This is a genomic window from Vannielia litorea (genome assembly GCF_900142295.1).
In the GTDB taxonomy this organism is placed as follows: domain Bacteria; phylum Pseudomonadota; class Alphaproteobacteria; order Rhodobacterales; family Rhodobacteraceae; genus Vannielia; species Vannielia litorea.
Window position 1 is genome coordinate 33,225 of sequence record NZ_FSRL01000001.1, and the last position, 21,730, is coordinate 54,954.

The 21,730-nt window shown below is 69.4% G+C and carries 20 protein-coding genes; 14 read left to right on the top strand and 6 right to left on the bottom strand.

The window, feature by feature from the left end; translation table 11 throughout:
• Positions 1–14: 14 nt before the first annotated feature.
• The gene (locus BUR94_RS00170) at positions 15–2,612 is read left to right on the top strand and encodes a TIGR02302 family protein (protein ID WP_074254271.1); all 2,598 of its coding nucleotides are present in this window, start codon (positions 15–17) and stop codon (positions 2,610–2,612) included.
• A gap of 72 nt (positions 2,613–2,684) precedes the next feature.
• On the opposite strand, the gene BUR94_RS00175 is transcribed toward BUR94_RS00170, so the two are convergent.
• Complete coding sequence (locus tag BUR94_RS00175; protein ID WP_074254272.1) at positions 2,685–3,635, bottom strand: zinc-ribbon domain-containing protein; 951 nt, start codon at positions 3,633–3,635, stop codon at positions 2,685–2,687.
• Between the two features lie 172 nt (positions 3,636–3,807).
• On the opposite strand from BUR94_RS00175, the gene BUR94_RS00180 reads away from it, so the two are divergent.
• From BUR94_RS00180 to BUR94_RS00195, 4 genes are read left to right on the top strand one after another with little or no spacing between them, the layout of a single operon-like run.
• Positions 3,808–4,485 (top strand): cell division ATP-binding protein FtsE, encoded by a 678-nt coding sequence (locus BUR94_RS00180; RefSeq protein WP_074254273.1) that lies wholly within the window; start codon positions 3,808–3,810, stop codon positions 4,483–4,485.
• 20 nt (positions 4,486–4,505) lie between these two features.
• Entirely contained in the window at positions 4,506–5,426 is a 921-nt protein-coding gene (locus tag BUR94_RS00185; RefSeq protein ID WP_245794299.1) for a cell division protein FtsX, read from the top strand.
• The gene (locus BUR94_RS00190; RefSeq protein ID WP_074254274.1) at positions 5,423–6,175 is read left to right on the top strand and encodes a lysophospholipid acyltransferase family protein; all 753 of its coding nucleotides are present in this window, start codon (positions 5,423–5,425) and stop codon (positions 6,173–6,175) included. Before BUR94_RS00185 ends, BUR94_RS00190 begins: the two co-directional genes overlap by 4 nt.
• Positions 6,172–6,777: a pyridoxamine 5'-phosphate oxidase family protein gene (locus tag BUR94_RS00195; RefSeq protein WP_074254275.1), complete on the top strand. Its 606-nt coding sequence runs from the start codon at positions 6,172–6,174 to the stop codon at positions 6,775–6,777. The genes BUR94_RS00190 and BUR94_RS00195 overlap by 4 nt, the downstream gene beginning before the upstream one ends.
• A 67-nt stretch (positions 6,778–6,844) precedes the next feature.
• Here BUR94_RS00195 and BUR94_RS00200 read toward each other — a convergent pair whose 3' ends face one another.
• On the bottom strand, positions 6,845–7,807 hold the full coding sequence (locus BUR94_RS00200) for an acetyl-CoA carboxylase carboxyltransferase subunit alpha (protein WP_074254276.1): 963 nt from the start codon (positions 7,805–7,807) through the stop codon (positions 6,845–6,847).
• Positions 7,808–7,925: 118 nt separating this feature from the next.
• On the opposite strand from BUR94_RS00200, the gene BUR94_RS00205 reads away from it, so the two are divergent.
• Complete coding sequence (locus BUR94_RS00205; protein ID WP_084192849.1) at positions 7,926–8,756, top strand: AraC family transcriptional regulator; 831 nt, start codon at positions 7,926–7,928, stop codon at positions 8,754–8,756.
• On the opposite strand, the gene BUR94_RS00210 is transcribed toward BUR94_RS00205, so the two are convergent.
• Positions 8,753–9,709, bottom strand: a complete 957-nt coding sequence (locus BUR94_RS00210) for an L-malyl-CoA/beta-methylmalyl-CoA lyase (protein WP_074254277.1) — start codon at positions 9,707–9,709, stop codon at positions 8,753–8,755. The two genes, BUR94_RS00205 and BUR94_RS00210, sit on opposite strands and share 4 nt — an antisense overlap.
• A 268-nt stretch (positions 9,710–9,977) precedes the next feature.
• On the opposite strand from BUR94_RS00210, the gene dgcN reads away from it, so the two are divergent.
• The 5 genes from dgcN (at position 9,978) to BUR94_RS00235 (ending at position 16,438) form a co-directional block, all read left to right on the top strand.
• Positions 9,978–10,985: an N-acetyltransferase DgcN gene (gene dgcN / locus BUR94_RS00215; protein WP_074254278.1), complete on the top strand. Its 1,008-nt coding sequence runs from the start codon at positions 9,978–9,980 to the stop codon at positions 10,983–10,985.
• Positions 10,986–11,057: 72 nt separating this feature from the next.
• Positions 11,058–12,023: an N-acetyl-D-Glu racemase DgcA gene (dgcA, locus tag BUR94_RS00220; RefSeq protein ID WP_074254279.1), complete on the top strand. Its 966-nt coding sequence runs from the start codon at positions 11,058–11,060 to the stop codon at positions 12,021–12,023.
• Positions 12,024–12,205: 182 nt separating this feature from the next.
• The gene (locus tag BUR94_RS00225) at positions 12,206–13,060 is read left to right on the top strand and encodes a D-amino-acid transaminase (protein ID WP_074254280.1); all 855 of its coding nucleotides are present in this window, start codon (positions 12,206–12,208) and stop codon (positions 13,058–13,060) included.
• A 111-nt stretch (positions 13,061–13,171) separates the two neighbouring features.
• On the top strand, positions 13,172–15,691 hold the full coding sequence (locus BUR94_RS00230) for an OmpA family protein (RefSeq protein WP_074254281.1): 2,520 nt from the start codon (positions 13,172–13,174) through the stop codon (positions 15,689–15,691).
• 12 nt (positions 15,692–15,703) lie between these two features.
• Positions 15,704–16,438 (top strand): hypothetical protein, encoded by a 735-nt coding sequence (locus tag BUR94_RS00235; protein WP_074254282.1) that lies wholly within the window; start codon positions 15,704–15,706, stop codon positions 16,436–16,438.
• Positions 16,439–16,598: 160 nt separating this feature from the next.
• Here BUR94_RS00235 and BUR94_RS00240 read toward each other — a convergent pair whose 3' ends face one another.
• A complete protein-coding gene (locus tag BUR94_RS00240; RefSeq protein WP_074254283.1) occupies positions 16,599–16,910 on the bottom strand; it encodes a DUF1244 domain-containing protein in 312 nt (103 codons plus the stop codon).
• 199 nt (positions 16,911–17,109) lie between these two features.
• Here BUR94_RS00240 and BUR94_RS00245 point away from each other — a divergent pair, with 199 nt between their 5' ends.
• The gene (locus tag BUR94_RS00245; RefSeq protein WP_074254284.1) at positions 17,110–18,162 is read left to right on the top strand and encodes a Gfo/Idh/MocA family protein; all 1,053 of its coding nucleotides are present in this window, start codon (positions 17,110–17,112) and stop codon (positions 18,160–18,162) included.
• A 7-nt stretch (positions 18,163–18,169) separates the two neighbouring features.
• Here the strand turns inward: BUR94_RS00245 and BUR94_RS00250 are convergent, their stop codons facing one another.
• Complete coding sequence (locus tag BUR94_RS00250) at positions 18,170–18,937, bottom strand: N-formylglutamate amidohydrolase (protein WP_425445228.1); 768 nt, start codon at positions 18,935–18,937, stop codon at positions 18,170–18,172.
• Positions 18,938–19,061: 124 nt separating this feature from the next.
• Between BUR94_RS00250 and pyk the strand changes: the two genes are divergently transcribed.
• Both pyk and BUR94_RS00260 read left to right on the top strand, forming a co-directional pair.
• Positions 19,062–20,507 carry a pyruvate kinase gene (gene pyk, locus BUR94_RS00255; protein WP_074254285.1) on the top strand — a complete coding sequence of 482 codons (1,446 nt, stop codon included), beginning with the start codon at positions 19,062–19,064 and terminating at the stop codon, positions 20,505–20,507.
• Between the two features lie 219 nt (positions 20,508–20,726).
• On the top strand, positions 20,727–20,957 hold the full coding sequence (locus BUR94_RS00260) for a hypothetical protein (RefSeq protein ID WP_245794301.1): 231 nt from the start codon (positions 20,727–20,729) through the stop codon (positions 20,955–20,957).
• Here BUR94_RS00260 and BUR94_RS00265 read toward each other — a convergent pair.
• Positions 20,954–21,646 carry a dienelactone hydrolase family protein gene (locus BUR94_RS00265; RefSeq protein ID WP_074254286.1) on the bottom strand — a complete coding sequence of 231 codons (693 nt, stop codon included), beginning with the start codon at positions 21,644–21,646 and terminating at the stop codon, positions 20,954–20,956. The two genes, BUR94_RS00260 and BUR94_RS00265, sit on opposite strands and share 4 nt — an antisense overlap.
• Between the last annotated feature and the right edge of the window lie 84 nt (positions 21,647–21,730).

A 21,730-nucleotide genomic window follows, 5' to 3' on the forward strand; every position in this document is an offset into this window, starting at 1 on the left:
GAAGCCGGAGGGTCATGGACCCGAATGCCGCCCGCTCCCGCGCCCTGAAGCGCCTGATGCGACCCCTCCAGCTGACGCGGATGGGGATGATCGCCGAACGGGTGGTGCGGAGCTTCTGGCCGGTCTGGACGCTGGTCTTTGCGCTCGCCGCCGCGCTGGCCTTCGGCGCGCATGACGCCCTGCCGCCGGAAGGCGTTTGGGCCGTGGGCGGGCTCTGGATCGTCGCTTTCATCGTCGCACTGGGCCTCGGGTTTCGGGCCTATCACCGGCCTTCGGGCAAGGAGGTGGTGGCCCGGCTGGACGCCACGCTGCCGGGGCGGCCGATCAAGGCGCTGTCGGACAAGCAGGCGATCGGTGCGGGCGACTTTGGCTCCGAGGCGGTCTGGAACGCCCATGTGGAGCGGATGGCGGCGCGGATCGAAAGCGCGCGGGCCGTCCGGCCAGACTTGCGGCTCTCGGACCGCGACCCCTACGCACTGCGTTACGCGGCGCTGGGCGCGCTGGTGACGGCGTTGCTCTTCGGGTCGCTCTGGCGGATCACCTCGCTCGATGATGCCGCCGGCGCCGGAGCGGGCGCCGCGTTGGCCGCCGGGCCGAGCTGGGAGGGCTGGATCGAGCCCCCGGCCTATACCGGAAAGCCTTCGCTCTACCTCAACGACATCGCGCAGGCGGAGTTCACCGTGCCGGAAGGCTCGGAGGTGACGATCCGGCTTTATGGCGAGGTCGGCGCGCTCTCGGTGCGCGAGACGGTCTCTGGCCTGGTGCCTGCGGCCCCGGCCGAAGAGGCCGCCCCCGCGCCGGCGGATGACGGGGTGCGCAGCTTTGCGGTCAACGGCTCCGGCGAGATCGAGATCGACGGGTCGGGCGGGCGGCAGTGGACCGTGCTGATCTCGCCCGACACCGTGCCCAGGGTCGAGCTGGTGGGCGAGATCGACAAGACGGCGATGGGCGAGCTGCAGCAGCGGTTCCGGGCCGAGGACGACTATGGCGTGGTTGCCGGGTCTGCCCGGATCACGCTGGACGAGGGCGCGCTGAACCGGCGCTATGGCCTGGTGGCCGAGCCGGAACCGCGCGAGCCGGTGGTGCTCGACCTGCCGATGACCATCTCGGGCGACCGCGCCGCCTTCGAGGAAACCCTGATCGACGATCTCAGCAAGCACGCCTGGGCCAACCTGCCGGTGGTGATGCAGATGACGGTCGAGGATGCCAATGGCCAGCAGGGCCGCAGCGAGGCCAGGGCGATGGTGCTGCCCGGGCGGCGCTTCTTCGACCCGGCGGCGGCGGCGCTGATCGAGCTGCGGCGCGACCTGCTCTGGAGCCGCGAGAACGCCGCGCGCACCGCGCAGGTCCTGCGGACGATCACCTGGAAGCCGGCCTCGGCCCTGGCGCAACCGCGCAACTACCTGCAGGTGCGGATGGTGCTGAAACGGCTGGAGGCCGAGGGGGCCGAACTGCCCGAGGCCACCCGCGACGAGCTGGTGGAGGCGCTGTGGGAGATCGCCGTGCGGATCGAGGAGGGCACGCTCTCCAATGCACTGGAGCGCTTGCGGCAGGCGCAGGAGCGCCTGAACGAGGCCATCCGCAACGGTGCCAGCGACGAGGAGATCGCCCAGCTGATGGACGAGCTGCGGGAGGCGATGCAGGAGTACATGCGCCAGCTCGCCCAGCAGCAGGACCCGAACCAGCAGCAGCAAGGGGAGCAGGGCGAGAGCATCGAGCTCAGCCAGCAGGATTTGCAGGACATGCTCGACAAGCTCGAGGAGCTGATGCAGCAGGGCCGCACCGCCGAGGCGCAGGAGCTGCTGAACCAGCTCATGGAGATGATGCAGAACATGCAGGTCACCCAGGGCCAGGGCGGGCAGGGGCAGCAGAGCCCCGGCGAGCAGGCCATGGAGGGGTTGGCGGAGACTCTGCGCGACCAGCAGGGCCTCAGCGACGAGGCCTTCCGCGACCTTCAGGAGCAGTTCAACCCCAACGCCCAGCAGGGCGAGAGCGGGCAGAACCAGGGCCGCAACGGCAACCAGGGCCGGGGCGAGAGCCACGAGCAGGGGCAGAACCAGCAAGGTCAGGGCGACAACCCCGATGGCCGCCCCGGCGAGGGCAGCCAGCCGGACGAGCGCAGCCTGGCGCAGCGCCAGAACGAGCTGCGGCGGGAGCTGGAGCGTCAGCGCGGGCAATTGCCGGGGGCGGGCACCGAGCAGGGCGACGCCGCCCGCCGCTCGCTCGAAGACGCGGGCCGGGCAATGGACCGCGCCGAGGAGAGCCTGCGGCAGGGCGACCTTGCCGATGCGATCGACAACCAGTCCCAGGCCATCGAGCGGCTGCGCGAAGGGATGCGCAACCTCGGCGAAGCCATGGCCGAAGAGCGGCGCCAGCAGCAGGGCGGGCAGGGCGAGAACGTGGGCCGGGCCGACCCCAACGGCCGCCGCGATCCGCTGGGCCGCGACCGGGGTTCGACCGGGCCGCTGGGCACCGAGGAGCACATGCTGCAGGGCGATGACGTGTACCGCCGCGCCCGCGACCTTCTCGACGAGATCCGCCGCCGCTCGTCGGATCAGGGCCGGCCGGACGTGGAGCTGGAATACCTCAAGCGGCTGCTGGAACGGTTCTGACCCTGACGCGTGCCTGACGGCACCCTGCAGGGCAGGCGATTCAGTGAACTGTGGACCGGTGGTGCGCCGGGATCACTCGCCGCCGGCGCCGCGCAGGGTGGCGTCGAGCCAGAGGCGGCCCTTGTTGACAGCGGTAACGTAAGAGGTGATCGGCTCCTCGAGCGCGGGCACCGCGGCGGCAAGGCGCGGACCCTGCGTGTAGAGCAGGGCGGCCAGCACCGCGAGCGTGGCCACCAGCCCGAAACCGACGCGGAATCCGCGCTTTGCGCGCTCCTTCTCCGCGGCCTCCGCGGCGGCGCCGGCCTCTTCGGCGGTGCGGCTCGGGTCGGCGCTGGCGCGCAGGGTGGAATTGATCTCTTCGATATCGGGCAGCATCTCGCTGCGCTGGGCGGCGCGCCCCGAGAGCGCGGCGACGGCTGTTGCAGGGTGTTCGCCGCGCATCCGGGCCTTGTGGGTCTCGGTGGCCACCTGGCGCTCGTCGGGTTCGGGGAGGGCCTCCGGCTCCGGCTCCGGCTGAGGCTCGGGGAGAGGCTCGGCCACCCGGGTCGTCTGGGGCGCGGGAGCGGGCTCGGGCTGCGGCTCGGGCGCGGATTGAGGCTCGGCTGCGGGTGCGGGCTGCGGCTCGGGCGCGGATTGAGGCTCGGCTGCGGGTGCGGGCTTCGGCGGAGGCGGGGCCTCGGCGGCGCGCGCGGCCTTTTCGCGCTCGGCTTCCTCGCGCAGCACGTCCATCACGGCGGCATCGAGAGCGCGGCGTGGCAGGCGGTCGGTGGCGGGCTCGGGCGACGGCTCGGGCGGTTGTTCGGGCGCCGGATCGGGCATGCCGGTCGCGATCTTGGTTGTTTCGCGGCGGGGGCCGGGCTGGCCGGCCATGCGGGCTGCCGCGCTGTGGCGCTCTGCCGCGCCCTCCGGCATCTGGAACCAGCCGTGGCCGCAGTTGGAACACTGCACATCGCGCCCGGCCTCGGGAATGACATTGTCATCCACGGCGTATTGCGCACCGCAATTCGGGCATACAAGCCGCATCCGTGCCCCCTCGATCTCAACCTGTTTCGGTCGTGTGCCTCTGTTCTTTGGCACGCAAACTATCACCCAAGCCCTCGGAAGCAAAGAAATTGCGCCGGGCCCGGGGGTGCGGCAATTGCAAGTGAGGCATTGCTGCGGCAAAAGGAGCCGCAGCATTGGGCGGGGGCAGAGAGTGATCGAGCTGGAGAATGTGGCCTACAGCTACGGCGGCGGCGAACTTCTGAGCGAGATCTCGCTCCGGCTTGCGCCCGGCTCGTTCCATTTTCTGACCGGGCCATCGGGCGCGGGCAAGACGACTTTTCTAAAGCTCTGCTATCTCGAACTGGCCCCGACGGCCGGGCGGGTGCAGCTTTTCGGCAAGCCGGCCACCGGGTTCAGCCGCGACGAGGTGGCCCGTGCCCGCCAGCGGATCGGCGTGGTGCACCAGGATTGCCAGTTTCTCGACCATCTGCCGCTCGCCGAGAACATCGCGCTGCCGCTCACCGTGGCGGGGCGCAACGTGGAGCAGGAGAAGGGCAACATTGCCGAGCTGCTGCGCTGGGTCGGGCTGGAGAAGCACGCCGAGGCCCTGCCGCCCTCGCTTTCGGGCGGAGAGCGGCAGAGGGCGGCGCTGGCGCGGGCGGTGGTGATGTCGCCCGACATCGTGCTGGCCGACGAGCCCACCGGCAACGTCGACTGGGAGATGGGGCAGCGGTTGCTCCAGCTGCTGGTGGAGCTGAACAAGATGGGCAAGACCATCCTGATCGCCACCCATGACCTCAACCTGATCCGCACCGCCAAGAGCAAGGTCGCCGCGCGGGTGCTGCGGATCTCCAAGCGGCGGTTGCAGCTGGCGGGGGCGGACTTGTGAGCGGGCTGGGTGGACGGCTGTTGGCGCCGGTTGCGGCGCTGCGCCAACGCGCGCGCCGGGCGCTGGCGTTGTTGCAGGGTGACAGCCAGGCGGATCGGGTGGTGCCCCCGACCGGCTTTACCGCGAAGCTGACGCTCTTCACGGCGGGTGCGATGGCCTTTCTGGCCGTGTTCGCCCTCGCCCTGTCGCTGGCGACAGGCCGGGTGGCGAGCCGGTGGAGCGAGGAACTGGCGCGCTCGGCCACGCTGCGGATCTCGGCCCCCGCAGACCAGCGCGAGGCGCAGGCCGCGCGGGCGCTGGAAGTGCTGGAGAGCACGCCGGGCATTGCCTCGGCCCGCATGCTCTCGGACGACGAACAGCGCGCGTTGCTCGCGCCCTGGCTCGGGGTGGACCTGCCGTTGGAAAACCTGCCGGTGCCGGTGCTGATCGAGGTGATCGAGGGCGAGGGGCTCGACGTGGCGGGGTTGAAGGCACGATTGGCGGGCGAAGTGCCGGGCGCCGTCTATGACGACCATGCGCGCTGGCGGACGCCGCTGGTGCGCGCGGCCTCGCGGTTGCGGTGGCTGGGCCTCGTCGCGCTGGGGCTGATCGCGGCCTCGATGGCGGCGATGATCACCCTGGCCGCGGGCTCGGCGCTGGCGGCCAATGCCCGGCTCATCGCCACGCTGCGCCTCGTGGGGGCGCGCGACTCCTACATCGCCCGCGCCTTCGTGCGCCGCTTCACCCAGCGGGCGCTCGTGGGCGCGGCGGTTGGCACGTCGGTGGCGATGCTGGCGCTGGCTCTCCTGCCGAAGGCCGAAACGGCGGGAGGTTTTCTGACCGGGCTCGGGTTTACCGGGGCGGGCTGGCTCCTGCCCCTGCTGGTGCCGTTGCTGGCGGCCGTTACCGCGTTCTGGGCGACTCGCGCCGCCGCCCTGCGCACATTGAGGCAGGTGACATGAAGGCTGTGCAGTGGATCCGGTCATTGATCTTTGTCGGGCAGATGTACCTGGCGATGGCGGTGCTGGCGGTGTTCTTCACGCCCTGGATGCTGGTGGACCGGCGCGGCGCCTTTGCCGGGGTGCACACCTATTGCCGCTGGGTCCGCTGGTCGGCCAGGTGGATGGTGGGGCTGCGCAGCGAGGTGCGCGGCGAGGTGCCCTCGGGCGAGGTTCTGGTGGCCTCAAAGCACCAGTCGTTTCTCGACATCATCATCCTGGTCTCGGTGCTGCCGCGTCCGAAGTTCATCATGAAGCGGGAGCTGATGTTCGCGCCGATCCTGGGGCAATACGCGCTGCGCATCGGCTGCGTGCCGGTGAACCGGGGCAAGCGGGCGCAGGCGATCCAGAAAATGGTGGCCGATGTGGCCAGCGGGGCGCAGCGGCCCGGCCAGCTCATCATCTATCCGCAGGGCACCCGCGTCGCGCCCGGCGCGGACATGCCCTACAAGGTGGGCAGCGCCGTGCTCTACCGCGAGCTGGGCCAGACCTGCGTGCCGGCGGCAACCAACGTGGGCGTGTTCTGGCCGCGCAAGGGGATCTACCGCAAGCCGGGGCTGGCGGTGATCGAGTTTCTGCCGCCGATCCCGCCGGGGCTGGAGCCCCAGGCCTTCATGGCGCGGTTGAAGACAGAGGTCGAGACGGCCTCGGATGCGCTGATGCTGGAGGCGGGCTTCGACGCCCCGGCCGCGCGGGCAGGGCGCAAGGGATGACAGGCGTCGTGACCGATGTGGCCGAGCTGGAAGCCCTTTACGGCACGCCGGGCCGGCGCTCGCTCGACAAGGTGGCCGACCGGCTGACGCCCCTCTACGCCAAGTGGATCATGGCTTCGCGCTTCTGCGTGCTGAGCACTGTGGGGCCGGAGGGCACCGACGGTTCGCCGCGCGGTGACGATGGCCCGGTCGTGGCGGCGCTCGACGAACGGACGATCGCGCTGCCCGACTGGTTGGGCAACAACCGGATGGACAGCCTGCGCAACATCGTCCGCGACGGGCGGGTGAGCCTGATGTTCATGGTGCCCGGATCGCAGAACGTGGTGCGGGTGAACGGGCACGCGGTGATCTCGATCGAAGAGAGCCTCCGGGCACGGTTCGAGAAGGCGGGCAGGCAGCCGCGCTCGGTGGTCGTGGTGTCGGTGGGCGAGGTCTACTTTCAGTGCGCCAAGGCGATCATGCGCTCGCGCATCTGGAGTGGCGAAGACGAGAGCGGCGGGATTCCGACGGCGGGCGAGATGGTGCGCGAGGCCGATGCGGGCTTCGATGCCGAGGGCTATGACGACGGCTACGCGGAATATGCCGGTCCGCGGATGTGGTAAGGCCGGGGTGATGGGTTGCACCCCCTTGCCTGCCTTGGCCAGGGAAGGGGTGCGGTGACCCAGCTCGTCAGGCGGCCAGCCCCTTGGACCCCATCTTCAGGAACTTGTCGCGGCGGTCCTTGCGGAGTTGCTTGCGATCCTTGCCGTCGAGATCCGCCAGCAGGGTCTGCACCGCCGAGCCCACGCGCTTGATCACCTCGGCGCGGTGACGCTGGGCGCCGCCGACGGGCTCCTTGACGATGTGGTCGCAGATGCCGAGCTGCTTGAGATCCTGCGCGGTGAGCCGCAGCGCCTCGGCCGCCTCGCGCATCTTTTCGGCGTCCTTCCAGAGGATCGAGGCGCAGCCCTCGGGGGAGATCACCGAATAGATCGAGTGTTCGAGCATCGCCAGCCGGTTGGCCGAGGCAAAGGCCACGGCACCGCCGGAGCCGCCCTCGCCGATCACCACCGACACCATCGGCACGCCGAGGTTGAGGCATTTCTCGGTCGAGCGGGCGATGGCCTCGGACTGGCCGCGCTCCTCGGCGCCCTTGCCGGGGTAGGCGCCGGGCGTATCCACCAGCGTGACCACGGGCAGGCCGAAGCGGTCGGCGAGGTCCATCAGGCGGATCGCCTTGCGGTAGCCCTCGGGGCGGGCCATGCCGAAGTTGCGCTCGATCCGGGTCTTGGTGTCATGGCCCTTCTCGTGGCCGATCACCATCACGGGGCGGCCTTCGAGCCGGGCCATGCCGCCCATGACGGCGTGGTCGTCGGCGAAGTTCCTGTCACCGGCCAGCGGCGTGTATTCGGTGAAGAGGGCTTCGATGTAATCCTTGCAATGCGGCCTGTCGGGGTGACGCGCGACCTGGCACTTGCGCCAGGCGGAGAGGTCGCCATAGAGGTCGGCCAGCAGGTCGGAGGCCTTCTTGTCGAGACCCTTGGCCTCGTCCTCGACCTTCATCTCGGGGTTCGAGCGCGCCATGGCGCGCAGCTCTTCGGCCTTGCCCTCGATCTCGGCAAGCGGCTTTTCGAATTCAAGGTAGTTGGTCATCTATCCTCGCAGAGTGGCTGCCCCCCTCATATGGCGCAGCCACGCGGGGCTTGCAACAAAGCAAGATTTGTCAGGCGGGGCCGTGTTAGGCCGGGTTCAGCACAGGGGAGGCGCGGCGGTGGATTACCAGAGACGGATCGACAGGGTGATGAGCCACATCCAGACCAACCTCGACGGCGACCTGAGCCTCGACGTGCTGGCGGAGGTTGCGGCCTTCTCGCGGTTTCACTTTCACCGGGTCTATGTGCGCTTCGCCGGGGAGACAGTGGCCGAGACGGTGCGGCGGACCCGGCTGAACCGGGCCGCGGTGGCGCTGGCGATGAGCGAGATGCCGCTCGAGCGGGTGGCCGCCGTCAGCGGCTACCCCAACCCGCAGAGCTTTGCCCGCGCCTACCGCGCGGGCTTTGGAGAAACACCCACAGACACCCGGCGCGCGCGGATCATCCCGCCGCCGATGCTGCCGCAACGACAGGGAGAAACGGCGATGTATGACGTTGAAACGAGACAGGAGCCGGGCTTCAGCGCGGCGGGGCTGTTCCACCAGGGGGCCTATCAGCAGATCGGGCAGAGCTTCGAGAGGCTGATCGGACAGTTGATCGGCGCCGGGATGATGGGGCAGCTCGGCGACCTGATCGCGCTCTACTACGACGATCCGTCCTCGGTGCCGGTCAACGAGTTGCGCAGCCATGCCGGGGTGATCCTGCCCGATGGGGCGAAGCTGCCGGAGGGGCTGGAGCCGATCGTGATGCAGCCCGGCGAGGTGGCCGTGCTCACCTACAAGGGGCCCTACACGGGGCTGCCGACGGCCTGGAGCTACATGTATGGCGAGGGGCTGCCGAGGCTGGGGCGCGACCCGAAGGATGCCGCGCCCTATGAGCGGTATCTCAATTCGCCGATGGACACCGACCCCTCGGAGCTGCTGACCGAGGTGGTGGTGCCGCTGGCCTAGCCGGCGATCAGCTCGGACTGCTTCACGATCACCTCGGCCTGCTTGATCGAGGCGATATCCACCAGCCGGCCCTTGTAGACGGTTGCGCCGGCACCGTCCTTCTTGGCTTGCTCCATGGCCGCTAGGATCTCGCGGGCCTCGGCCACGGCCTCCTCGGAGGGGGTGAAAACCTCGTTGGCCAAGGCCACCTGCTTGGGGTGGATCGCCCATTTGCCGACCATGCCGAGGGTGGCCGAGCGGCGGGCCTGGGCGCGGTAGCCCTCGTCGTCGGAAAAGTCGCCGAAGGGGCCGTCGACCGGGAGCACGCCGTGGGTGCGGCAGGCGGCGACAATGGCGGCTTGCGCCCAGTGCCAGGGGTCGGAGTAATGCCGCGTGTCGCCGTGGAGCATGTAGTAGTTCTCCTGGGTGCCGCCGATGCCGGTGGTCTGCATGCCCATGGAGGCGGCAAAGTCGGCGGCGCCGAGGGACATGGCCTCCATGCGGGGGCTGGCGGCGGCGATCTCCTCGACATGGGCGATGCCCGCGGCGCTCTCGATGATGACCTCGAAGCCGATCCGCTTCTTTCGGCCCTTGGCGGCCTCGACGGCGGTGACGAGGGCGTCCACCGCGTAGATGTCGCCCGCGCAGCCGACCTTGGGGATCATTATCTGGTCGAGCCGTTCGGAGGCGTTTTCAAGCAGGTCGACGACGTCGCGGTACCACCAGGGTGTGTCGAGCCCGTTGATGCGGACGGAGAGGCGCTTGGCGCCCCAGTCGATGTCGCCGATGGCGGCGATGATGTTGGCGCGGGCTTGCGGCTTGTCGTCGGGCGCCACGGAGTCCTCGAGATCGAGGTTGATCACGTCGGCCGCCGAACCCGCCATCTTCTCGAAGATCGCCGGGCGCGAACCGGGGCCGAAGAGCTGGCAGCGGTTGGGGCGTGCGGGCGGCGTGGGCTGGAGGCGGAAGGACATCGGCGGATCTCCAAGTAAGGATATTTCGTGTACGTTGCCGTGGGTGGTAGATTATTGCGCCGAAATCTTCAAGCCCGTTTGCGCCGCAGTGCAGCGATTCAGATTTGCGCGTGACGCCACGCCCATTTGCAGTGCGTTGCGCGAGAATGTTGCGCAGGAGCGTGGCGACGCGAGAAATTCGTGCGGACACAGCTGTGCGACCGCCGCAGAACGGCACGAATTTCTCTGCCGTGCCGGGTAACATCGCGCCAAACAAGGAGATTCCCCGATGATCGAGACCCCGTACCTGCTGTTTCTCGGCGACGCGCCCGATGCCCTTGCCGCCAAGGTGGCACAGGGGATCAAGGACTGGCGGCCCCAGAACGCGGTGGGCCAGCTGAGCCTGCCGGGCTGCAAGGCCGACATGAAGCTGACCGAAATGACCATCGAGCAGGCGCTCGACGCCGGGGCCAGGACGCTGGTGATCGGCGTGGCCAACCGGGGCGGCACCATTGCGCCCTCCTGGATGGCGGTGCTGGAGAAGGCGCTGATCGCCGGGCTCGACCTGGCCTCGGGCCTGCACAACCTCCTGAAGAACGAACCGACGCTGGTGGCGCTGGCAAAGGAGCACGGGCGGACGTTGCACGACGTGCGCATCCCGAGTGTGACATACCCGATCGCCAGCGGGGAGCCGCGCAGGGGCATGCGCCTGCTGGCGGTGGGCACCGATTGCTCGGTGGGCAAGATGTATACCACCATCGCGATGGACGCCGAGGCGAAGGCGCGGGGCATGAAGTCGAGCTTCCGGGCGACCGGGCAGACCGGCATCCTGATCACCGGCAACGGCGTGCCGCTGGATGCGGTGATCGCGGATTTCATGGCCGGCTCCATCGAGTGGCTCACGCCCGACAACGACCCCGACCATTGGGACATGATCGAGGGGCAGGGCAGCCTGTTTCACCCCAGCTACTCGGGCGTCACCCTGGCCCTGATCCACGGCGGCGCGCCCGACGCGCTGGTGCTGTGCCACGAGCCGACGCGGGCCCACATGCGCGGCCTGCCGGGCTACCAGCTGCCGACCCTGGAGGCGGTGCGGGATACGGCGCTGACCATGGCGCGGGTGGTGAACCCGGGCTGCGAGGTGATCGGGATCTCGATCAACACCCAGCATCTCGGGGAAGAAGAGGCGCTGGCCTACATGGCCGAGGTCGAGGAGCGAATGGGGCTGCCCACGGTCGATCCGTTCCGCCAGGGCGCGGGGCGGCTGGTGGATGCGCTGCCGGCGCCGAAGGGCTGACCGGGTGGTGGGCAGATTGCCCACCCCAGGGGGCCGCGCTAGGCTTGGCTGACGGGATATTCGGAGAGGTTCATGGAAATAACGGCGAAGACCGAGCAGTTTGCGTTGGCCAAGCCCTTCACCATTTCGCGCGGCACCAAGGTGGCCGCCGATGTGGTGACGGTGGAAATCCGCGACGGCGGGGCGATCGGGCGGGGCGAATGCGTGCCCTATGCCCGCTACGGCGAGAGCCTCTCGAGCGTGATGGATCAGATCAGGGGCCTGCCTGAAAAGGTTTCACGCGCGGATCTGATGCGGCTCCTGCCAAGCGGCGCGGCGCGGAACGCGGTGGACTGTGCGCTTTGGGATCTGGAGGCCAAGCAGCGGGGCGAGCGGGTCTGGGCGCTGGCGAGCCTCAAGGAGCCGGGGCCGGAGATCTGCGCCTACACGCTGTCGCTGGGCGAGCCCGACGCGATGGAGTTGGCGGCGCGGGAGAATGCGCATCGCCCGCTGTTGAAGATCAAGCTGGGCACGCCGGAGGACATGCCCCGGCTCGAAGCCGTGCGCCGGGGCGCGCCGCGCTCGCGGCTGATCGTGGATGCCAACGAGGGGTGGAGTGCCGAGATATACTCCGACCTCGCGCCGCACCTGCTGCGGCTCGGCGTGGCGCTGGTGGAGCAGCCGGTGCCGGCCGATCAGGACGAGAGCCTTGTGGGGCTCATCAAGCCGGTGCCGGTGTGCGCCGACGAGAGCTGCCATGATCGCGCGAGCCTTAAGAAGCTGAAGGGCAAGTACGATGTCATCAACATCAAGCTCGACAAGACGGGCGGGCTGACCGAGGCGTTGGCGCTGAAGCGGGCGGCAATGGAAGAGGGCTATGGCATCATGGTGGGCTGCATGGTGGGCACCTCGCTGGGCATGGCGCCTGCGGTGCTGGTGGCCCAGGGCGCGGGCTTCACCGACCTCGACGGGCCGCTCTTGCTTAAGGAAGACCGGATGCCGCCGCTGGCCTATGACGGCCACGGCGTGCACCCGAGCCAGGCGGCGCTCTGGGGGTGACGCGAGCGGGCGGCGCTGTGCCCGAAGGTCGGTGCCACCTCGGGATGACGGCTGCGGCGCAGGGATCAGCGGGCTGTAGAGACGGGATGGATCTGCGCGGCGTGGCGAGTTTCAGCGGCCCACCGGCTTGACGGCGGTCGCGCCGCACAGGATGAAGCGCCGAGTGGCAAAGGAGAATGCACATGAGCCGGATCGTCTATGTGAACGGGGAGTATCTGCCGGAGGAAGAGGCGAAGGTTTCGGTCTTCGACCGGGGGTTTCTCTTTGCCGACGGCGTCTACGAGGTGACAACCGTTCTGGGCGGCAAGCTGGTGGATTTCGCCGGCCATGCCAAGCGGCTGTGGCGGTCTATGGGCGAGCTGGAGATGACCCCGCCCTGCACGGAGGAGGAGCTGCTGGCGATTCATCGTGAGCTGATCGCGCGCAACGGGCTGGAGGAGGGGATGATCTACCTCCAGGTGACGCGCGGCGCGGCGGACCGCGACTTTGCCTTTCCGCCCGAGGGCACCGCGCCGACGTTGGTGCTGTTTCACCAGGAGAAGGTGATTGCCGAGAGCCCGGCGGCGGAGAAGGGGATCCGTGTCATCTCGATTCCCGACGCGCGCTGGGGGCGGCGTGACATCAAGACGGTGCAGCTGCTCTACCCCTCCATGGGCAAGATGATGGCCAAAAAGGCCGGGGTGGATGACGCCTGGATGGTGGAAGAGGGCATGGTGACCGAGGGCACCTCGAACAACGCCTATATCGTCAAGGGCGGGGTGATCGTGACCCGGCAGCTCGGCACCGAGATCCTGCACGGGATCACCCGCGCCGCCGTGCTGCGGTTTGCCCGCGAGGCACAGATGACGGTGGAGGAGCGGCCGTTCACGGTTCAGGAGGCGCAGGCGGCGGACGAGGCCTTCATCACCTCGGCCTCGGCCTTCGTGATGCCGGTTGTGGAGATCGACGGTGCCCGGCTGGGCACCGGCACGCCGGGGCCTGTGGCGACACGGTTGCGCGAGATCTACATCGAGGAAATGCGAAAGGCAGCCGTCTAGGGCGGCAGCTGGCCTGGGCCGGGCCCGGGGCGGCCCGGGCTTTGGCCTTGCACTCCGGGGTGGCTTGCGGGCACGATGTGGCCAGATTTGAGAACCGGGAGATTTTGGGACGTGCGCAAGCTCTGGGGCGGGGCAGTTCTGGTCGGGGGCGTGCTGGCGCTGGGGCTCTATGCGGGCGCAAGGCCGGCCCATTCCATCGAGGACCGCGTGAGCGAACAGGCGGCGGCTGCCGTGCAGGGCGCTGTCCACGGGCTGCGGGCAGAGGTGCGCGGGCGCGATATCGTGCTGGGCGGATTGGCTGATGGCGATGCGGAGCACGCCCGCGTCATGGCCGCGCTGGATGCCGTGCCGGGGCGCCGGGTGGTGCGCTCGGAGGCCGAGATTCTCGCGGTGGCGGACCCCTACACCCTGAGCGGCGCCTTCGGTCCGGGTGGGCCGGTCTGGACGGGCCATGTGCCGAGCGAGGCGGCGCGGGCCGAGCTTGCGGGCGCCATCGGGGAGTCTGCCGCGGCCGGGCTGACGCTGGCGGCCGGTGCCCCGACGGGCTGGGCGGAGGCGACGGCGGCGGCCCTGGAAGCCCGCAGGACCCTGGTGCGCGGCGCGGTCAAGCTGGAAGGGCAGGCGATTGCGCTCTCGGGCGTGGTGCCGACGCCGAGAGAACAGGCCGCTGCGGAGGCTGCCTTGACCGTGCTTCCGGAGGGCTGGACCGCCGAGCTGGATCTGACCACGCTGGACGACGGCAAGCCCTTTGCGCTGGATATCGAGGCGGTCGACGGCAACGTCACCTGGCAGGGCGGCAAGCTGCCGCGCTCGGTGGATCCGCTGGACCTCGACACTGCCTATGGTGCGCCGGTGGCGGGCGACATCACCGTGGCCCAGATCGGCGAAGAGGAGCAGGATTTTGCCGGAGCCGCCCAGGCGGGCCTCGCTGCGCTGGCGCAGCTGATGCAGGGGCGGCTGCGGATCGAAGGGCAGACGCTGGCCCTCACGGGCCTTGCCGCCGACCCCACGGCGGCCGCCGCCGCGCGGGCCGAGCTGGCGGGGCTGCCCGAGGGCTTTTCGCCGCTTGTCGAGCTGGAGCTGAACGATGATGGCAAGCCCTTTGCGCTGACGTTAAAAAAGTCCGCCAGCGGGTTGCAGGCCGGGGGCAAGCTGCCCGCGGCGATGGCTGGAGATGATCTTGCGGCGCTGGCCGGGCAGGCGCTGCGGGGCGACGTGACGGTGGCGCGGATCGGGGCGGAGAACGAGGTGTTCACCACCGCCGCACGGGCCGCGCTGCGGGCTGTCGCGCCGATGAAGACGGCGGATGTGACGGTGAGCGAGGGCGGGCTCGACTTCGTGGCGCTTGCGCCCACGCCGGCCGAGGCCGCTGAGGCCGAGGCGGCGCTGATGCCTGTGACCGGCCAGGTGCCGGTTTCGGTGCAGATCGAAGTGGAGGACGACGGCGCGCCCTTTGCCCTCGTGGTCGAGAAATCGCCCGACGGACAGTGGACTGCCAGCGGCAAGGTGCCCAACGTGCTGGAGGGCTTCGACTATGCCGCTGCGGCCGGGGTGGAGACATTGGCCGCCGAGGGGCTGGCGGTGGCCCGGATCGGGGGCGAGGCCCATGGCTTTGCCGATGCCGTGCCGCCGGGCCTTGCGGCACTGGCCGCGCTGAACTTCGGCAAGCTGACGGTCCGGGAGGGATCTGTGGCGCTGGCGGGCGAGGCCGATGACCCGGAGGTGGCGGCGGAGGCCGAGGCCGCGCTGACCGCGCTGCCCGAGGGGTTTGCGCCGTCGATGGCGCTGGACCTCGTGGATGACGGCACGCCGCCGGCCTTCAGCTTTGAATACACGGTGGCCGGGGGCGGGAGCCTTGCGGGAAAGCTGCCTGCGGGCATGACTCCGCCGGAGATTGCCGAACTGGCCGGGCTGGCACAGCTCGAGGGCACGCCGGGCCAGTCGCGCGACGACGAGACCGGCGCCGAGGCGATGCGGGCGGCGCTCGGCGCGCTGGGCCCGTGGATGGGCGAGATCGAGGCGCTGGACCTGGTGCTGACAGAGGATGGCCGCGTGAGTGCCGAGATCACCGCGAGCCCGGGCGTGGATGGCGAGCTGATGCGCGCCCGGCTTGCCGAGGCGCTGGGCGGTGGCGTGACCCTGGTGGTGGCCGAGGCCGAGGGCCCGGAGGGCGCGCTGCGCGACAACCCGGCAACCGGCGGGCAGCAGCGGCTCTCGGGTGGCGTCTGGCTGCCGGTGATCGAGGACATCGACACCACGGTGGCCGGCTGCAACGCCGCGACGGCGGCGGCGCTGGAGGGCGAGCGGATCGGCTTTGTCACCGGCGCGTTCCGGCTCGATGCGGCCTCGTTCAGGGCGGTGAACAACGTGGCGGCGGTGGCGCTGGCCTGTGCCGGGGCCGGGCTCACGCTGGAGCTGGGCGGGCACACCGATGCCACCGGCAATGCCGAGAGCAACAAGGCGCTGAGCCAGCGGCGGGCCGAGGTGGTGGCGGCGGCGCTCGCTGCGCGCGGGGTGCCCGAGGCGGCGCTTGCGCCCGTGGGCTATGGCCCCGATCAGCCGGTCGCCGGCAACGACACCGAAGAGGGCCGGGCGCAGAACCGCCGCACCACCCTCGACTGGCGCGAATAGGAAGGACGCGAGATGTTTCAGAACTGGGGCTTCCTGCTCACCGAAATCTGGTTTCTGCTGATCCTCGCCGCGCTGGTGGGGCTGCTGGCCGGGTGGATCTTCTGGGGCAAGTCCGAGGTGGCGGACGAGGCGGTTGGCGAGGAGGGGGTCGACCGGGTCGCCTTCGACCAGGCCCGCGCCAACGAACACCGCCTGAGGGGCGAGCGCGACGAGCTGCTCCTGCGGCTCGACCGCTGCCGCTCGGACGGCGAGAAGAAGGACGCCCGGATGAAGGAAATGGAGGGCGAGCTCGACGAGCTGCGCGGCAAGGCGGCCTTTACCGCCCCGCTCGCGGCCTTCGAGGCGGAAGATGACGAGATCCGCGCCTTCGACGAGACCTCCGGCACCCCCGCCGCGCCGGTCAGCGGGACCACGCCCGATTTTGATGGTGACGGCACTCGGGAAGGGGCCGGTGAAGGCACCGCGCCGGCGACACTGGACGGGCCGCGCGACGGCGGGCCGGACGATCTGAAGAAGATCAAGGGGGTCGGCAAGAAGCTGGAAGCCCTGCTGCATTCGATGGGCTTTTACCATTTCGACCAGATCGCGAGTTGGACCGCCGATGAGGAGGCATGGGTCAATGCCAACCTCGTGGGCTTCAAGGGCCGGGTGAGCCGCGACAACTGGGTCGAGCAGGCAAAGCTGCTGGCCTCCGGGTCGGAGACCGCGTTTTCGCAGAAGGTCGACAAGGGCGGCGTTTACGACTGAGCGTGACGCCCGGCGGTCACGTTGGACGCGGGGGGCCAGCCCCCCGCACCCCCCGAGGTATTTGGACCAAGAAGAGGGACAGGGGCGGGGACAATTTTAGGCGATTTGTCCCTGGTCCTGCTCCGGTCGTCGCACCGGCGGTGCCGGTTGCGAGGCGCCATCAGCCCTTGGTGACGTTTTCCTCGAAGGCCAGCTTGAAGGCCTCCTGCTGGGTGTCGCTCGCCTCGGTCTGGTTTTGCGCTTTCCACTCTTCGTAGGGCATGCCGTAGAACAGCTCGCGCGCCTCCTCCTTGCTCATCGGGATGCCGCGCTCGGCGGCGGCTTCCTGCATCCAGCGGGAGAGACAGTTGCGGCAGAAGCCGGCGAGGTTCATCAGGTCGATGTTCTGAACCTCGGGGCGTTTCTCCATCAGGTGTGCGCGCAGGGTCCGGAAGGCGGCGGCTTCGAGTTGGGTGCGGGTGGCGTCGTCCATGGCGGTTCTCCTTTGGGGGTAGAGAATGGGGGTGTGGGCGCGGGAGGCAAGGGGAAGCGGTGATCGGGCGGGAAACGGAAGCGCGAACCTGCGCGCCGGCCGAGGCCGGGCGGCGGCCTCGCCAGGGCGCGCCGCAAATGCTATCGCGGTCGGACCGGACGGACGACCGGGCCGGGCAGGACTATCGGGAGCAAAGATCATGGCGAAATCCGCTGCACAGCAGCCTGTCGGGGTGGCCCTCATCGGGGCCGGCATGATCGCGGAGACCCATGTGACCGCCCTCTCGGCGGCGAGACACGCGGTGCGTCTTGCGGCCGTGGTCTCGCGCAGGCCGGACCGGGCGACCCATCTCGCCGCGCTCTGCGAGGGTGATCCGCCCCTGTTCACGGCCGATCTTGCCGCGGTTGCCGCGGACCCCGCCATTCCGGTGGCGATCGTCGCCACGCCTCCGAGCGTGCGCAGGGAGGTGATCGAGACCCTTGCGCAGGCGGGCACCCACGTTCTGCTCGAGAAACCGGTCGGGCGCACGCTGGAGGAGGCGATCGAAGTCGTCGAGATCTGCGAGCGCGCAGGCGTGACGCTGGGGGTGGTGTTTCAGCACCGGGTGCGGGCGCCCTCGATCGCGGCGGCCCGCCATGTGGCCGAGGGGGCGCTGGGCCGGCTTGGCATGGTTGAGATCGCGGTGCCGCTCTGGCGCGACCAGTCCTATTACGATGAGTTGGGGCGGGGCACCTATGCGCGCGATGGCGGCGGGGTAATGCTGACCAACGCGATCCATTCGATCGACCTTGCGCTCAGCCTGACCGGCCCGGTGGCCAGCGTTCAGGCGATGACTGCCACCTCGCCCCTGCACCGGATGGAAGCCGAGGACCTTGCCGTGGCCGGGCTGCGGTTTTCCTGCGGGGCGGTGGGCTCGTTCGTGGCCACCACCGCGGCGTTTCCGCACCGAACCGAGGTGATCCGGCTCCACTTCGAGAACGGGAGCCTGCGGATCGACAGGAATGGCCTCGAGATCAGCTGGCGCGACGGGCGGTCCAGCGTGGAGGCCGGGGCCAGGGTCGAGAGCGGGGACCGCCCGCTGGCCGGTGGAAAGCACGCGTGGCACCAGGCGGTGATCGAGGATTTCGTCTCGGCGGTCGGGGAAGGGCGCAAACCGATGGTGAGCGGACGCGAGGCGCTGGATTCGCACCGGCTGATCGACGCCATCGAGACCTCGTCGCGCACCGGCCGCCCATGTGAGCTGGCCTCCTGATCCGCCGTTACTGGCCGCAGTTCGCCAGCGCCTCTTCCAGCATTGGTGCCAGCCGTTCGGCCCAGGCGTCTTGCTGGGCGTCGGTTTGGATCAGGTCCTGCCGCAGTTCGATCAGAACGTTGGGCCGGCCTTGCTGAAGCGCGTGACGGTCCACCGCATCGCCGGGGAGGTGGCCGCCGTAGGGCTCATTGTCGCCCACGACGAGATCGGGTTCGCGGCGCAGGCGGGCGATGAGGGCCTGGGCAAGGGTCGGGTCCAGGTGCGAGTGGAGCACGCCGACCTGCCAGGGCCGGGCCGGCCGGCCCTTCAGCCTGGGCGTGAAGCTGTGCACCGAGCAGAGCACCGGCGCCTCGCGGGCGGCGAGCAGCTCGGCCAGCGCGTCATGGTAGGGGCGGTAGCAGAGCGCCTTGCGGCGCTCCAGCTCCTCGGGGCCGGCGTGGCGGTTGCCGGGGATGATGGTGCCGTCATAGAGCTTCATCAGCAGGGTCGGATCATCCTCGCCGCGGTTGGGGTCGATCACCAGCCGGGAGAAGTTGGAGCAGATCGCGGGGCCGCCCAGCCGCTCGGCGAGACCGAGGGCCACGCCCGCCGCGCCCGGATCGAAGGCGATGTGGCGGGCCATCTCGGCAGCGGGCAGGCCAAGGGTGCCGCCGTTCACCGCATCGGGAACGAAGTTCGTTGCGTGGTCACAGGTTACGCACCAGCGCCCGGGACGGTCCTGCCCGTGCAGGGTGAAGGGGTGATATGTCATGTCGGTGTTTTGATTTCGGATCATGCTCTGATACGCAGGAGGGACAGAGGATGCCAGAGCAACCGTGGTGCCCTCTTCCCGTTGCGCGGGTTTAGCGCTAACAGGGGTCTGACAAGTCCGAGCGGACCGGGATGAGGAGAGCCACGAGATGAAACGCAATCGCAACGTGAAGATCGTGGCCACGCTGGGGCCGGCCTCGGATACCTACGAGATGATCCGGGCCCTCCACGAAGCGGGGGCAGATGTCTTCCGGCTCAACATGAGCCATGGCTCCCATGAGGAGATTCGCGCTCGTCACGGGATGATCCGGCAGGTGGAGAAGGACGTGGGCCGCCCGATTGCCATTCTGGCCGACCTGCAGGGGCCGAAGCTGCGGGTGGGCACCTTTGCGGGCGACAGCGAGGAACTGGTGGAGGGCGCGAGCTTCAGGCTCGATCTGGACCCCACCGACGGCGATGCCAGCCGTGTCTGCCTGCCTCACAAGGAGATCTTCGACGCGCTCGAGCCCGGCTCCAGCCTGCTGGTGAATGACGGAAAGATCCGGCTGAAGGTCACCGAATGCGGCAGCGACTATGCCGATTGCGAGGTGATCGCGGGCGGCACCATCTCCAACCGCAAGGGCGTGAACGTGCCCGACGTGGTGCTGCCGTTGGCGGCGCTCAGCGAGAAGGATCTGAAGGACCTAGAGTTCGTCTGCGCCCTGGGTGTGGACTGGCTGGCGCTCAGCTTCGTGCAGCGCCCCGAGGATGTGACCCAGGCGCGGGAACTGGCCAAGGGCCGCGCCGCGATCATGTCGAAGATCGAGAAACCGGCGGCGGTGAAGGCCTTCGACTCGATTCTTGCGGTCAGCGACGGAATCATGGTGGCGCGTGGCGACCTCGGCGTGGAACTGCCGGTGCATGCCGTGCCGCCGATCCAGAAGCGGCTGGTGCGCACCACCCGCTCGGCGGCCAAGCCGGTGATCGTGGCGACCCAGATGCTCGAGAGCATGATCGAGAGCCCGATGCCGACACGGGCCGAGGTTTCGGACGTGTCGAACGCGATCTACGAGGGCACGGATGCGATCATGCTCAGTGCGGAGAGCGCGGCGGGGCAATACCCGATCGAAGCGGTGAAGACGATGAACGCCGTGGCGGTGGAGGTGGAGGGCGACCCCACCTATCGTGACGTGATCGAGGCCGCGAGGCGAATCGAGCGCTCCAGCGTGGCAGATGGGATCGTGTCTGCGGCCCGCGAGATTGCCGAGGCGACCGACATCAAGGCCATCGCATGCTTTACCCAGACCGGCACCACCGCGAGCCTGGTGGCCCGCGAGCGGCCGCAGGTGCCGATTCTCGCGCTGACAAACCACATCGGCACCGCGCGCCGCCTTGCCCTGACCTGGGGTGTGACCTGTGCCGTGACCGCCCGTCTCGAGCGGTTCAAGCAGGCCGTGGTCAGCGGTGCGCGCGCCGCGCGCGAGCTGGGCATGGCCACCGAGGACGATCAGATCGTGGTGACCGCCGGTGTGCCCTTCAACGTGCCGGGCTCGACCAACATCCTGCGCGTCGCGCCCTGTGCCGAACGGCTGATTTACGCCTCGGACCCGGAATAGGGCGCCCCTCGGACGACGGGCGTTTGAGCGACGGGTGCTTTGTGTCTGCCGGTGGCTGTCGGTCTCGGCTTGCAGTCGGTCCGTCCGCGCCAGACGCAGCACGGCCACTGCCCCTGACGATCTTCGGGCTGTCTTTCCAGACACGTTGATTTTGGCCGCGCCGCCCGGAATACTTGCCGTCGGGGCAAGGCAGGGTGCGGGCAGGTTAGGAGTGGCAGGGTGAATATCGACACGGATGTGATCTTCGTCATTGGTCTGGTGGTGGGGCTTCTCTCCATCCCGGCACTGATCGGCGCATTCTCGGAAAGCCGGCCGCCGCGCGCGGCGGCGATCCTGGTACTCATCGCGGCGGGGCTGATCTCGATTGCCGTGATCCGCAAGCCGGGTGGCTACACGCTGAGCAGCGCGCCGGACGTCTTCATGAAGGTCATCTCGGGGATCGTGAACTAGAAGACGGCCGAGAAGAGCTGTGCCGTCGCCGCCCAGGCGCGTTCCGTGGCGCGGGCGTCATACTGCTTGCCGCCGGCCTTGTCCTGCGCCCTGGGGTTGGTGAAGGCATGGCCCACACCGCCCATCGCAAGGATCTGCCAGTCGGCCCCGGCTGCGTCGAGTTCGGCGGCGAGGGCGAAGGTTTGCTCGGGTGTGGCCAGCGGATCATCCCAGCCGTGCAGGGCGAGGACGGAGGCGGGGATCTTTTGGGCGGTCGGCCAGCCGGGTCGGTCGAAGAGGCCGTGAAAGCTGGCGACTCCCCTGACATCGGCATGGCCCATCCGGGCAAGGTCGAGCACGCATTTGCCGCCGAAGCAGAAGCCGATGGCCCCGTGGGCGCCATTGGTCACGCCGGAGCCGCGCATCCAGTCGAGCGCGGCTTCGATGCGGCGGCGCAGCTCGGAGCGGTCGGCGTTGAGCGCGTTCATCATCTCGCGGCAGTCCTCGGGGCCTTCGGGCGCGCGGCCGTAGGTGTCGGCCACGAAGGCGGCATAGCCCAGGTTTGCGAGCCGCTCGGCGGCTTCCATCTCGACCGGGCCGCGCCAGGCGATCGAGTGGAAGACGAGAACGCCGGGGCGCGTGCCGGACCGGGCCGGATCGGTGACGATGGTGCCTTGAAACCCCTCGTAGGTCTGATCGACATGCTGCATGAGGTTGCCTCCTCGAATCGTGCCTGCCCGGCGCATGGTGCGCAGAAGCCGCGGCCTGGCACAAACCCCCTTGCCAGACAGGGG